Source organism: Longitalea arenae (assembly GCF_016924755.1).
GTDB classification, from domain to species: domain Bacteria; phylum Bacteroidota; class Bacteroidia; order Chitinophagales; family Chitinophagaceae; genus Niastella; species Niastella arenae.
In genome coordinates this window covers 20,869-34,760 of sequence record NZ_JAFFJX010000020.1, presented here as the reverse complement: position 1 = coordinate 34,760, position 13,892 = coordinate 20,869, and the positions used below count along the sequence as shown (strand labels likewise).

Here is a 13,892-nt window from a genome sequence, read left to right as displayed (position 1 = left end):
AATTTTTTTTAAGCAGTTACTTAAATCACATCTTTTCCATTCTCATCTACAAAATAAAAAGTGCCGCTGTTTGGATTTTTCCGGTACAGCATCTTTTTGTCGGGTGTTCCTGAATAATAAAAATTATAGTTGCCATCCGGTCTTTCCTGGATCTCATAACCTTTATCGGGATTGTTGGCGATCCATGTTTTGGGATTGGCGAGCAGGGCTTTGAACCTGTCATTATAGTATATTCGAATGGGTGTTGCCAATGGATCTGTGGTAACATCCTCGGTAGTGGCGGCCAGCCTGAACAACTGATGCTTCACTATTGAATAATTTCCGCCGGGGCATTGATCCCACCATTTCGGTTTTTCAAGCCTGTTCGAAAACACGATGCGCGCTGTGAGCAGCTGTGTTAAACCGGTATTGAGATCCCCGGTAGGCACCAGTTGAATGGTAAGGGAATAACTGCGATCCAGGAGCATGGTGTCGGCACTATACAGGATCACTGGCATAAATGCGCTACCAGAATCGGCCGGAAACAAATACTGGTCTTTTAAAGGTTCATAATGTTTATTCACCTCAGCACTCGTACTGGAGTCGATCACTTTTACTGCATAAGCCATGGCCCTGTTGACCCGGTTGCCTGAAATCCGAAGCGGCACCCAGATGGTATCCTTTGCTTTTTCAGGATGATAGGCAAAAGAGTATAAGAGGCTGTCCTTATAGCCATAAGGCTCCAGGTTAAAATAAATATTATTCCCGGGGTTATTAAAAGTGGATAATTCTTCTTTCCGGCAGGCTGTCATCAGCAGAACAGCCGCCATTGCAATGATCATAATTCTGTTCATAAAACCTGCGGTTGTTTAACGTTGACCAAATTCAATTTCATTATCCGGCAGCGGCATTACAAAAACCTTGTCAGAAGGTGGTATATTACTGCCACCCACAGGGCCGGTAATAAACCTGTTCAGTCTTTTGTACATATAGAACAGCTGGCCTTCGCCGTACATTTCCTTCCTAGCTTCCATTACCAGTTCGTTCATTAACTCTTCCTTATTGGCTGGCTTCACATCCGTTTGTATACCCCGGTTCTTCCTTACGGTATTCAGGTATAACAAAGCATTCACCGGGTCTGTATCGTATGCGCTTTCGGAAGCGATATAATAAATTTCACTAAGCCGAAGGGCGGGCAATACGAAGTAATGCCGGTTCTGGTCGTTATCGCGTTTATACTTTTGCAATTCATAAAAATCGATGGAAGAACCGCCTAACACAGCATTGAACCAATGTTTGTAACGCAGGTCGTCGCCACCTCCGCCTGAGATCTGGTACATGCCTTCGCAGGTATTCTTTTCTACGATCAGTCCTTTCACGCCCGTATTGAAACGAGCGCTCAGCGTATCTTCCAAATGCGGCGCATACCAGGCAAAGACCAGCTCCTTATATAATATCCGGTCTTTTTTCTGTGGATCAGCATTGATGAAATCATTGGTGGTTGTCCAGGGGAACTTGTTTGAATTGATCACTTCAAGAGCGTTGCGCAATGCCTCACTCTTTTTATCCATATACAGGTTAACCCTCGCCAGCTCACCGCAAATAGCATAATAGTTCATGCGGTGCCGCCTGTTCTGCAGGAACATGCTGGCAGATGATTCTTCGGTAGAGGGCACGTCGGTATTATACCCTACTTTATAACCAGCCGTAACAATAGGATCCACGGGCCTGGTGAGTTCCTTTGCCTGTTCCAGGTCGGTGGCGATCTTTGTCAATACCTCTGATACGGCCGACAACCCGGTAACACTGTTTGAAAACTCAGTAACGTAAGGAATGGCCTTCGCTGATGGATTACTGCTGAAAGAAGGAGCAAACAACCGCAGCAGATCAAAATGCAGGAAAGCGCGCAGGGCCAGCGCTTCTCCCCTGATCAGCTGACGACGGTCTGGCGTTAAAATACCTCCCTGCGATTCCAGGTTTTTCAGTAACAGATTACAATTGGCAATGGCATTGTATAAACCTCCCCAGATGGTATCTTTTTTCGCTATAAAGAAACGGTCATTGTAATTATAATTGACGGTTTGCCTGTAATGCAACCAGTCATCCCCCGGTATTGAATAATTCTGCGCCAGCACATCGGGCAAACCGCCGGTAAGCTCAAATCCATACAGGTTCATATTCGAGCACCTTGAATAAATGCCTGTCAGGGCTTCTTCAAACCCTTCCGGCGATTTAAAAAGTTCCTCTTCCGATACCTGTGATACGGGACTTACATCCAGCCATTTTTTACACGACGATAATGTCAGTGCGACAATCGCGAACCAAATAATATTTTTCATATCCCAGATTTAAAGGCTTGTTTGAATTGAAAATGTAAAACTTCTGGCAAAGGGATAATCGATCCCGCGCTCCGCTTTCATGGATCCCCAGCGCCAGATATCATTCATGGTAAAGGCAGCCCGCAGATTACGCATGGCCAGTTTGCTGTAGATCCGTTTGTCAAAATCGTATGACAGGTACACCGATTGCAGTTCCAGGGCATTGTCTTTTTGAATAAAACGATCCGATACAAAGGTCTTATCGGTAGAACGAATGTCTTTGTACAGGGCTTTATCGCCCGGTTTTTTCCATCGGTCGGCCAACACCCTGCTGTCGACATTATTGCGGGGATCGGCATTTTCAATCCTGTCGACCAGGGTTTGGTTATATTCTTTGCCTCCGAATTTGGTATAGAACATCACGTTCAGCAAAAAGCGCTTGTAAGAAATGTTCGGTCCAAAATATCCATAGGCAAATGGCGTATTGTCGGCAACCGGCACCACATCCTTTACATCCCAGGTATAGGTCAATGTGCCGTCTCTTTTTATATACAGCTCTTTTCCATTCTCAGGATCGATACCATATGAAGGAACGGCGTAGATCGTATTCAATGACTCTCCTTCGCGGTAACGCAGTAAAGGGGTTGACTGGTAATTCTTTGTTTGTTCGTTGTCTATTTTATCATTGTAGGCTTTGAGCGCATTGGAGATCTTCACGATCTTGTTATCGTTGCGCGCCATATTGGCTATGATGTTCACCGTGAGGTCGCGGTTTTTGTAAGCCGTAACTTTCAGGTTCAATTCAACCCCGGTATTTTTCATATCGCCCAGGTTTTCCTTGTACGAGCTGAAACCGGTGGAAGGGGGCAGTATGATATCGGCCAGCAATCCATGCGTGAGCTTCTGATAATACCTGGCGCTTACGAAGAGTTTGTCGCGGAAAAGGCCAAGGTCTATGCCCACATCATAGTTATCCGTCTTTTGCCACTTCAGCCCTTCATTGCCATAAGTGGTCACTACGGCCCCTATCCCGGTAGAATACCAGTTGCTGGTATAGTAATCATAGGTGGTTTTTGATTGGTAGGGCTCAAATTTCACCTCACCGGTTAATCCTGTGCTGGCACGGAGGCGCAGTGTACTGAATGCGCTGTTCAGCATAAAGTCTTCCTTATGCACATTCCATCCAAGCCCCAATGACCAGAAAGGCGCTGTTTTATTGTCATTGCCGAATTTGGAAGAACCATCTAAACGGGCCGAGAGATCGGCCATATATTTGTTGCGGTAACTATAGTTCACCGACAGGAAAGAACCGAACAGTCTTTCCAGTGCATAAGCTCCAACAGGTGAACTGTTTTGTGCATAACTGTTGGCAAACTCGATATTACTGAAGCGGTCGTTAGAAAAACCAATGGCCGTGATCGATTTTACATCGGTGCTGTAGGTGCGCATATTTACCCCGGCGGCCAGGTTAATGAAATGATCGCCCAGTTGCTTATTGTAATTAAGCGTTAAATTACCGTCAAAGGCATTTTCGTCGTTCGTACTGTAAAAGTAACTGCCGCGCTCGCGCAACCTGTTGGTCGGATAGTTGAAGAACTCATTGCTTAGCGGCGATTTAAAACGATCGGTAGTGTATTTCCGTTTTGTAATACTGGCCAGACCGCGTAACCGCAAGGCACTGGTGATATTCCAGTCGGCCGTAAACGCATCGATGATCTCGATGTATCGTGTTTTGTCGAAACTGCTGAGGGTGCCATTATACATGGGGTTCAGCACGTTCTGCGTTCTGTACTGGCTGCTGTCGGATAATTTGGTATCTATTACCCAACTGTCAACTGCCTGCAGTATATGTCCGTTTGAATCGGTTTTCGGGTAGTATGGATTCATGGCCACAAAGCTCGCGAAGCTGCCATAAGGCGACTCATTGCCTGTGACCTGCGTAACAGTAAGGGTATTTCTGAAGATGAATTTTTTATTGGGCGCATAGGAGATCACCGATCCCAGGCCATAGCGGTCGCGGCCCGATCCTTTCATTACGCCGGGCTGGGTTTGGTACCGCAGATCGATGCCATACCGGACAGTTGCATTACCGCCTTCCAGGTACAATGAATTCTTATGACCAACCGCTGTTCTTACGGGTTGCGATAACCAATAGGTGTTCACACCCGCTAACACGTTGGCCTTTTTCTGATAGAACAATTCTTCCTGTTCATCGAGGCTGCGGTCGCTAACCGCCTCATACAAACCGGCCAGTCTTTCGTATTCCAGTTTTTCAGCGGCATTCAATAAGCGATATTCCGTTAGATCGGGCGCAGAAACGGTAGCGTCATAACTGTAGTTCACCTGCAACCTGCCTTCCTGCGGCGCTTTTGTCGTGATCACCAATACGCCGTTGGCAGCCCGCGAACCATATACAGCAGTAGCTGCAGCGTCTTTCAACAGGGTGATCGTTTGCACGCGGGTCACATCCAGGTCAAACACTTTTTCAACACTTACTTCAAAACCATCGAGTATAAAGGTGGGCAGGTTAATATTGCCCGAAAGATTGTTACGGGTCAGCACTTCGCCGCTTCCTGTAGGCAGGGAAGCAGAACCCCGCACATTGATCTTTGGAAGGGCATTGGGATTAGAACCGAGTATATTACTTTGTGCTACCTGGAACGAGGGGTCATAGGCCTGGATGCTTTGCAGCATATTGGTAGGATTGATGCGCCTCAACTCATCTCCCGTTACGGTAACCGCATTACCGGTAAAACTTTCTTTTTTGATCTGCTGGTATCCGGTGATCACCACATCGGCCATGGGATCCTTATTTGCTTTCAACCTCACCGAAACAGGAAGGCCTGCTTTCGCAGTTAGCTGCTGGTTTTCGAATCCCACATAACTGATCAACAACACAGCGCCTGCTTTTGAGCGGATAGAGAAATCACCATTGGCATCGGTGCTGGTCCCTGTCTGGCTTCCCTTGATCAATATATTGGCGCCCACTACCGGCGTGCCGGAGGCTTCATTAATTACTTTCCCGCGCACCTCAATTAATGGAATGGTATCCCTTAACACAGTTATGGGCGCAGGTACTTCCTTTCTTTCATTTACCACAACAGTCTTGTTCACGATACTGTATGTAACCGGCTGGGCTGCAAATACCTGATCAAGCACTTCTTTCAGACTCCTGTTCTTAACATCAAGGCTTACGGGATGTGTTTTCTGCAACAGGCGTGTGTTGTAAAAAAATACAAAGCCCGTTTGCTTTTTTATGTCCCTGAAAAGTTTCTGCAAGGACGCGTTTTCCCTTGAAATGGTAACGGTTTGCGAAAAGCCCGCTGCAGCAACCTGTAAGAAGCCCGCCAATATGAAAACAGCGGTTAACTTCATAACCAGAATAGTTTTGGACCTTGCCCGCTGTGGTATACGCACAGCTTGGCAAAGAATGGTAAAAATCATACTTTTAAAGTTGGGTAAACAAATAACAGTTTCGACGCTTTTACAGAGTTTGCCCAAAATCAGCCGGTTGCGCGCCAACGCTTCCGGCTTCATTCTTTATGGCAGTCAGTGGACGATAGTTCAGGTCTTTCCCATGTTAGTGTGCGTTTTGGTTTTGTGAACAATCTGGTTTAGCAGTTTCTCATAAGTCAGTACCTTTTATGGTAATACAGTTATTTTCCTTCCTTCTATTTTGCAATGCACATTGCTGAGTTCTAAGATCTTAATTACTTCATCAATATTGCTGTTACGGGGTATTTCCCCTTCAAACTTTTCTGCCGGTACTTTTCCGGCATATGCGATGGTCACATCATACCACCTCGCTATTTCGCGCATGACGGTTTCCACATCGGCATTTGCAAATTGAAAGCGGCCGTTCTTCCAGGCCACTGCTTCTTCCACATCGGCGTGTTCATCAACGATCATTTGTCCATCCTTAGCCACCCGTGCCTGCTGACCCGGTTTCATAAAGGCGCGGAGTTTGGAACTCACCATCGTTACAGCCCCTTCCACCAGCGTTGTATTGATGGAAGCTTCATCGGTATACGCCTTGATATTGAATTGTGTTCCAAACACTTCAACCTGGGTTCTTTCGCCGGCAGCCGCTGATGGATTGATCAATACCTTAAAAGGCATTTTCTTTCCACCACCTGCCATTGGAACGGAGGCTACCTCGAAGTAGGCCTCGCCTGTTAATTCTACTACCCGTTCGTTACCTGTGAAGCCGGCGGGAAAGCGCAATGAGGAGACCGCATTCAACCATACTTTTGTTCCATCTGGTAAGTTCACCTGATATTGACCGCCGCGCGGGGTGCTGATGGTATTCCAGGCAACGGCATCCTGATTACCGTTGTTACCGGATGTATACACCAGCTCGCCATCCTGCTTCTTCAACACGATGGTTTTCCCCTGCTGCGAAAGGGCTCCATTGGCAGCACTGTCGAGTACGATCACCGAACCATCGGCCAGCGTAAGCAACGCTTTATTCCCACCTGGCGTCACAGGTTTTGTTCCGGGTTTAGGGGTTTCAACTATTTGGGGTACGGATCTTTTATTGCTAAACATGAAATAGCCACCAGTTGCCATCAGGAACATAGTTCCTGCAGCTGCCCACCACACTCTTGTTCTGCGCCAGACCGGTATTGGCTTTTTTATGGTTTCAGCAGTAAGCATATCGTTTATGTTGCGGTATATTCTTTCGCCCGCAAGCATTTCGGCATCCTCCGTTAAAGGATTGTATATTTTGTTGCGCCGTTCATTGTACCAGCCTTCCACCCATTTTTTTTCTTCTTCTGTACAGGTGCCGAGGCGGTAACGTTGTAACAGGTCGCTAAACTGATTTGCATCCATTGTCAAGTCATTCATTCAGGTTAAGGCAATATTTGATTAGGCAGGTCCTTATATATGTCGGAAAAAAAGAAGGGAGGTGGTAGAAAAAAACAGGTTTTTTTTAAAAAAACTTATTTGCAGATAAAAGTTGCGGCAATCAGCATTGCCAGAGAGGCATCGCCCAGGTGCGATTTGAGGATCTTTAAGGCGAGATAGATCTGTTTCTTTACAGTTTCTTCAGAGATCTGCAACCGGTCGGCAATTTCCCGGTGCGTTAGATGTTCCTGGCGGCTCAGGCGGAATACTTCACGCATTTTACCCGGCATTTTCTCCATAAGCTGATCAATATTCGCTGCGAGGTCGCGGGCATACAGCTCTTCTTCTATCGTAGGTATGGCATGATGCTCCGCCAGATAGCTGGTGAAATCTTCGAGGTATCCCCCCTGGATCATCTCCTTTTCAATGCGATCTATACATTGATAACGAACGGCAGTTTGTAGATAAGCTTTGAGAGAAGAAGTTACCGACAGGACTTGTCTTCGTTTCCAGAGAGAAATAAACAATTCCTGTACACAATCTTCTGCTTCCCCCTGCGAGCGCAGCACATTCATAGCCTCACGGAACAACGATTTCCAGTAACGTTGGTAGATGGCAGTAAATGCCTTCTGGTCGTCGTGCGTAAGCTGTTGCAGTAAGAACTGGTCTGTATGTTGAACGTAATCAGTAGCCTGCATTCACCCTTTCATGAGAAACGTTGAAATTACAATAAAAATGATATAATAATTATTATCGCTTATACACATCCTTGCTAAACAATGCTAAAACAGGGAAAACACTTAGTAATTAAACTATAATAAGCGTTCTCCATCAGGTAGCGCTCATTTTTTGCCACCATCCTGACATAGGGTTGACAGTAAGCACCTGCTTCTTTGCACTACAAAAAACAGGTAACATGCATAAACTTGATCTTACCAAAACATACAAAGCCTACTTCACTGCAAAGGTGCAACCCGAACTGGTAAATATTGAAAGCGCTCGTTTTATTTCCATCCAGGGAAAAGGTGATCCATCGGGCCCTGCCTTTGCCGACAATATTGCAGCGTTATATGCAATGGCTTATACCATCAAATTCATGTATAAAGCGCAGAACAATGACTTTGTTGTTTCAAAACTGGAAGCACTGTGGTGGTTCGATGACAATAAATATAAAAGCACGTCTATCGAAACCGCCCCTACTGAAATACCCAGAAGCGAATGGGAATACCGGTTACTGATCAGGATGCCTGAATTTGTAACGGTAAATGATATTGATACAGCAAGAGAAATAGTAAGGACAAAGAAAAACCGTCCACTGGCCGAACAGGTAAGTTATTTCAGGATGACGGAGGGCAAATCGATCCAGGTATTGCATATTGGTCCATTTTCAACAGAGCCCGAGACACTGAAAAAGATCGCCGCATTCTCGGAACTACACAAGCTGGCCCAAAACGGCTTGCACCATGAAATATACCTGTCGGATTTTAGAAAAACACCACCTGAGAAATTAAGAACAATTCTAAGGGAGCCGGTAAAATAAAAAAGCGTTCCGATCGGGTGATCGGAACGCCTATTTTCTATTGTACCGGATTACTGCTTCTTAGCTTGCAGATCGAGCTCGATATTTACCTTTTCTGAAATGAATTTATCACCCAGGGTTTTATTATTGCCGTATCGCATTTGCCATTGCGTGCGGTCAATATCAAAATTGGAGGTAGCCTTCAGGGTATTGCCGTCCAGATCGACCCTGGCCGGAAAACTTATGTTCTTTGTTACATCTCTTAAAGTAAAATTACCGCTTACCGTAAAGTTGGCGCCATCCACGATTGAAGTATCCGTACCACTCGGCGTATATGGCTGCACGCCGGTTATTTCGAACCTGGCCGTTCCAAATTTATTGGCGTCAAAAAAGTCACCGCTCATCAGGTGCGGCCGCAATTTTGAGTCAAACATGCCACCTTTTTGTTCGAGATCCATTGATTTGATATCAATGGTAAAACTGCCGCCGGTGATCTGGTTATTGGCTACAGCCACTGAACCGGAAGATAATTTAAACTTCCCGGGATGGTTCTTACCTACACCATGCCCAACGAACCGCACGCGCGAGGCCGCAGTGTCAACCGTAAATTGCGTTCCCTTCGCTTCGGCCGTTTCTTGTTTTTCCTGGATACTAGCGTTATCTCCTTTGGGCGCGCTATCGCCACAGGAAGAAATAATTGCGATTAAACCGGCGATCATCAGATATCCTTTAAGTTTCATACTGTTTTGATTTTATGATTACTTGATTATCATAGCTGGTATATATAGTTATGGTAAGGGTTCCGTCAATAAGTGTGCAAAAATCAGACCCTGCAACCGCCAATGCATTAATCTAAATGCAGTGTAAATGGTCCTGTTGGCCAATAGAAAGTAATAAACAATTAAGGCTGCCGGTGGCAGCCTTAATTGTTTACATCGCTGATATCTTCTTACCAGTTCTTCTCCTGCTCTTCATTCAATCTTTCCAGTTGAACTGTTGGCGGGGTTCGCCAATTCTTATCGTATCGTACAAAAAATGCGAGCCAGCCAGTCCTTGCCAGCCGCATTAAATAAGGTTGTGCAGCAATCAGCAATACGGAGTTAAAGACCATCCAGTAAAAGAACCGGTTGTCTTGCAGGGAAAAACCGATCAATATCCACCAGGCCACGAAGGTAGCTACACTCAACGCTACAGTCACAGCGTAACTAACATAACTGGAACCATAATAAAAGCCCACTTCAATATTGAAGGGTTGTTTGCATACAGCACATTCCCGGCTCATCTTCATGGTCTTCCGCAAAACATAAGGGTTTTTGTTCTCAAACATATCGCCCCGCCTGCAGCGTGGGCATTTGCACTTCAACAGACTTAGTAATAATCCGGGCCTTCTGTCATCTGCTGTTATATCAACTTCATTGATATTGTTAACCTTGTTAATTACAAAACTTGCTTCCATATACTAATTTTCTTTTGTTACCTGTTGTTTTCTGAATACTTCCGGAGTAACCCCCACATATTTTTTAAAGAATTTCGAAAAGTAGGAATTATCCATAAACCGCAGCTCGTTTGCTATCTGGGAAATACTCAACCGCGCATTCACGAGCAAACGTTTTGCTTCCAGCAGGATCCGGTCCCTGATCAATTCACCGGCCGAACGGCCCGTTACATCTTTGCAAAGGGCATTCAAATGGTTCGGTGTTATATACAAGAGGGCCGCATACTCCTTCGTCAACTTCTTTTCTTTATAATACTGGTCAATGAGTTTTTGAAAATTCCGCAATACCACCGTGTTATAATTATTTGATATCGGAATGGCGTCTCCCCCACTATAACGGCTTACGAGAATGAACAACTGAACGAGGGTGGCTCTTACCAGGTCGTCTTTTAACGCTGCATTGGAATTACCCTCCCTGACGATGGTTTCCAGGATCGCTGTTATTTCCGGTCTGGCGTTCTCGGGGATATCAATCACCTGCTCCTGCGCAATGCCTGAAAAGAAATTGAACTGTTGCAAATAACGCGCATTAGCTAAAAAATCGTTGATGTAAGGTTCAGAAAAGTTAACAATAAAGCCATCCGGCTGATCTTCAAAATGCCAGCTATGTACCTGCCCTGGCGTCATAAAATAGATCTGTCCGCCCCTTACCGGAAAATGCACAAAGTCGATGGAATGACTGCCTGAACCGCCTGAAAAATAAACCAGCTGATAAAATGAATGCTTATGCGGGAAGCGCAGGTTCTTATGTTCTTCCAAATAATGCAGAAAATGATCGGCTATAAAGTCCTTTGGTGAGAACCGCGATTCCTTCAGCGTATTTATATCATATACAGGCAGGGGATGTTTTAACATTGCCTTTGTTTATACCACAAAGCTATAAAAGGTATACTAGGAACAAGGGTGATTTTTATGGGTTTTATGGTAGTTTTTACCGGTTGGGCAGTAAAGCATTGATCAGAAGACTGAAGATGTGTTGCCGATGCACAGTTCCGCGCTATTGATGGCGAGTCGGGCCCGCGACCGGTTATTTGATTATGAAAGATAAGGACGGCGACCATAAACTTGCTTTCACCTTTAAAATAATTTACTCATAATATAAAGGCCCTGGCGATCCGCGCGCGGCTTTCTTTGTTTTTTTGACATTTATATTTTAAGAACCACAAATAATCTAATACGTATATAACTATACCCCATCAACAGCCGAGATAGTTGGCAATGCTAACAGGACGGTACAGGTTGCTTTGTAAGCCTGCAATAACTTACATTTAGTTTACTGGAAAATATTTGCAAATAGTATCCACAGACGAAGCCGAAAATCTTAAGAGTAGGCATCCATCCATTAAACGCTTGCTTATTATGAAAAAACAAACACTAACGCTTGCATTGCTTGTTTTTTCAACCGCTGCTATGCTTGCTGCTGCAGGTTGTAAAAAACAGGTTGAACAAACACCAGAACAGGATCAGGAAATTGAACGATCACCCACCCCAGAAGCTTCCGGAGAAGTATTTGTTACCAATGGCACCTGGACTGCCCGGGTGAACGGTGTAACACGGTACACGGGTACCGATTACATCGCAGCCATTCAGGCCGCCTGTAACAATCTTACGGCCGGACGAACTTCCAAAGAGACAGTTACCATTAAAAATTCTGGCAGTTCGGGTAATTCCGGCGGTGCTATCAAAGCCGTTAATATTCCCAGTTACACCATTGTTGATTTTGCAGGCACCACATTCAACTGTAACAGCAATGACCTGCTCATTGTACCGGTACAGGGCGACCGGAAAACCCAGATTGAAGTAAGAAACCTCCGCGTTACAGGTAATCCGCGGTATGGGATATGGTTCAAGGGTTGTACCAATATGATCCTGAGCAATATTACCATGTCACTTACAGCAGGTCTGGGCATCCGGGTAGACCACAGTACCGCCGCCACCCGCAACCTAACCATCAACGGTAATATCAACATCACCGGTTCTGGCACTCATGCCATCGAGACCTATGGTGTTGATGGATTTAACATTGGCAACGTAACCTGTAACAATACCGGTGGTTGTGCTGTACTGCTGAACCAGAGCAGAAACGGCAGTGTAGGCACCGTCACGGGCAGTTACAATAACAACGGCGGTGGTTATGCTACTTTCCGGGTGGCTAACAACAATGGCCCTAATGTAACCTGCGCCAAGGTATATTCTCGCAACAGTGGACGCGGCTTCTTCAGTGTTTCCGGCAGCAATGGCACCACGGTAACTACTGTAGATATTGCCAATTCCACCAGCCATGGCATTTTCCTGGAAGATGCTTCCAATACGCGGGTGAATGCAGGTACCGTTTCTGGTGGCCATCCCAATGTGCAGCACGTACGAACCTCCAGCTGCCGAACAGCAGTGAATGGCCAGGTGTATACAGCCGCCAATGGTTCCTGGTAATTGATTATTCAACCACATAGGCAGCTTTACAAGCAGTTTGTCACATAAAGTACACATGTAACAGACCCGGCGCCTTCTTGTGCCTATGTGGTTTTTTAAAAACTTTTTTATGTTTCGATGGATATGGAGCACATCTGTATGGCTGGTTTTTGCCTGCGATCACCCGGTGGAGCACATGGCTGCAGCAAGACCCATCAGGGATAGCGTTCAACAGTACCCCACAGTTTTACCCCAGCCTTTGATTGATTATCTAACGGTACATTTACCGCAATGGCGCCTCGTTGGAAAGAGTGATTACAGTAAAACCTGGTGGTCTTTTTACGACAGCAGCTCCAATCCCTGCTGGGCGCGCACCGACATCAATGATGACCGCCTGGCCGATTATGCCTGCTTGTTGAAGAAAGACAGCTTGGTACAACTGGTCATTTGTCTGGGTACTTCCAGTCATTCCTTTGTGCATTACAATATAACATTTCTCCAGGCGTATGATACAAAAGAACCAAGGCTGCTGCACGGTGTAGCTGTTGCCCCGCCCGCCCGCATTGATGTGGCTGTACCCCGCCTGCAATCACTGATACTTAGATCGAATGGATTTGCCCTGCTCGAATTGGAACAACGCTCCTGCCTCTATTACTCGCAAAACGATCGATTACAAACATTCAACATGAAATGAAACGAAACATCCGCAGATACCTGTTGCTCATTACAATCTTTATCCGGCTGGCTCACTGCACGACCCACGAGGCAGGCACCCAGGTAAGGGATATTGATGGCCATGTCTACAATACCATTACCATCGGAAACAAAGTATGGATGGCTGAAAACCTGCGGGTGACCCGGTATCGCAATGGAGAACCCATTCCACTTATTGAAGATAGCTCCGCCTGGAGCACCAGCACTGCCGGCGCTTACTGCCATTACAACAATGACACAAACAACCTGGCCCTTTATGGCCGCCTTTATAACTGGTACGCTATAAACGACAGCCGGAGCATAGCTCCGGAAGGCTGGCATATACCTACCGACGAAGAAATTGCCGACCTGGTAAGTTTCCTGGAAACGAACCCGGCTTCCGCGCAAAAATTAAAAGTAAAGGGTTTGGGCGGTTACCGTTTCTGCAATGGCGGCAGCTACCATACGATCGACTTTAATGGTTACTGGTGGTCGGGAACACGGAGTTATGAGCTCTATGACTGGAGCAGCCGCCTGTTTACGGGTTTTGCAGATGTACAACGGAATCGTTATGAAAGCAATTACGGGTTATCGGTGCGTTGCATAAAAGATTAACCCTTCACCAGCTTTC

12 protein-coding genes are annotated in these 13,892 nt (G+C 45.8%); 4 read left to right on the top strand and 8 right to left on the bottom strand.

The annotated features are described in order from the left end of the window. Window positions 1-20 precede the first annotated feature (20 nt). The 5 genes from JT717_RS25120 to JT717_RS25100 form a co-directional block, all read right to left on the bottom strand. The gene (locus JT717_RS25120) at window positions 21-833 is read right to left on the bottom strand and encodes a DUF4843 domain-containing protein (RefSeq protein WP_205513851.1); all 813 of its coding nucleotides are present in this window, start codon (window positions 831-833) and stop codon (window positions 21-23) included. Between the two features lie 15 nt (window positions 834-848). After that, the gene (locus JT717_RS25115; RefSeq protein ID WP_205513849.1) at window positions 849-2,318 is read right to left on the bottom strand and encodes a RagB/SusD family nutrient uptake outer membrane protein; all 1,470 of its coding nucleotides are present in this window, start codon (window positions 2,316-2,318) and stop codon (window positions 849-851) included. 9 nt (window positions 2,319-2,327) lie between these two features. Then, a complete protein-coding gene (locus JT717_RS25110) occupies window positions 2,328-5,672 on the bottom strand; it encodes a SusC/RagA family TonB-linked outer membrane protein (RefSeq protein WP_240348413.1) in 3,345 nt (1,114 codons plus the stop codon). Between the two features lie 267 nt (window positions 5,673-5,939). Continuing rightward, window positions 5,940-7,145, bottom strand: coding sequence for a FecR family protein (locus JT717_RS25105; protein ID WP_205513847.1), 1,206 nt, complete (start codon window positions 7,143-7,145; stop codon window positions 5,940-5,942). A gap of 95 nt (window positions 7,146-7,240) precedes the next feature. Beyond that, a complete protein-coding gene (locus tag JT717_RS25100) occupies window positions 7,241-7,843 on the bottom strand; it encodes an RNA polymerase sigma-70 factor (RefSeq protein WP_205513844.1) in 603 nt (200 codons plus the stop codon). Window positions 7,844-8,061: 218 nt separating this feature from the next. Here JT717_RS25100 and JT717_RS25095 point away from each other — a divergent pair, with 218 nt between their 5' ends. Beyond that, a complete protein-coding gene (locus JT717_RS25095; protein ID WP_205513842.1) occupies window positions 8,062-8,685 on the top strand; it encodes a GyrI-like domain-containing protein in 624 nt (207 codons plus the stop codon). A 50-nt stretch (window positions 8,686-8,735) separates the two neighbouring features. On the opposite strand, the gene JT717_RS25090 is transcribed toward JT717_RS25095, so the two are convergent. The 3 genes from JT717_RS25090 to JT717_RS25080 form a co-directional block, all read right to left on the bottom strand. Then, window positions 8,736-9,404, bottom strand: a complete 669-nt coding sequence (locus tag JT717_RS25090) for a YceI family protein (RefSeq protein WP_205513840.1) — start codon at window positions 9,402-9,404, stop codon at window positions 8,736-8,738. Window positions 9,405-9,613: 209 nt separating this feature from the next. After that, window positions 9,614-10,120, bottom strand: a complete 507-nt coding sequence (locus tag JT717_RS25085) for a DUF983 domain-containing protein (protein ID WP_205513838.1) — start codon at window positions 10,118-10,120, stop codon at window positions 9,614-9,616. A gap of 3 nt (window positions 10,121-10,123) precedes the next feature. Next, window positions 10,124-11,014: a helix-turn-helix domain-containing protein gene (locus JT717_RS25080; RefSeq protein ID WP_205513836.1), complete on the bottom strand. Its 891-nt coding sequence runs from the start codon at window positions 11,012-11,014 to the stop codon at window positions 10,124-10,126. 504 nt (window positions 11,015-11,518) lie between these two features. Here JT717_RS25080 and JT717_RS25075 point away from each other — a divergent pair. The 3 genes from JT717_RS25075 to JT717_RS25065 all read left to right on the top strand — a co-directional run bounded on the left by JT717_RS25075 (window position 11,519) and on the right by JT717_RS25065 (window position 13,876). Then, window positions 11,519-12,589 (top strand): right-handed parallel beta-helix repeat-containing protein, encoded by a 1,071-nt coding sequence (locus JT717_RS25075; RefSeq protein ID WP_205513834.1) that lies wholly within the window; start codon window positions 11,519-11,521, stop codon window positions 12,587-12,589. Window positions 12,590-12,698: 109 nt separating this feature from the next. Further along, window positions 12,699-13,262 carry a hypothetical protein gene (locus JT717_RS25070; protein ID WP_205513832.1) on the top strand — a complete coding sequence of 188 codons (564 nt, stop codon included), beginning with the start codon at window positions 12,699-12,701 and terminating at the stop codon, window positions 13,260-13,262. Next, the gene (locus JT717_RS25065; RefSeq protein ID WP_205513830.1) at window positions 13,259-13,876 is read left to right on the top strand and encodes a fibrobacter succinogenes major paralogous domain-containing protein; all 618 of its coding nucleotides are present in this window, start codon (window positions 13,259-13,261) and stop codon (window positions 13,874-13,876) included. Before JT717_RS25070 ends, JT717_RS25065 begins: the two co-directional genes overlap by 4 nt. Window positions 13,877-13,892 lie beyond the last annotated feature (16 nt).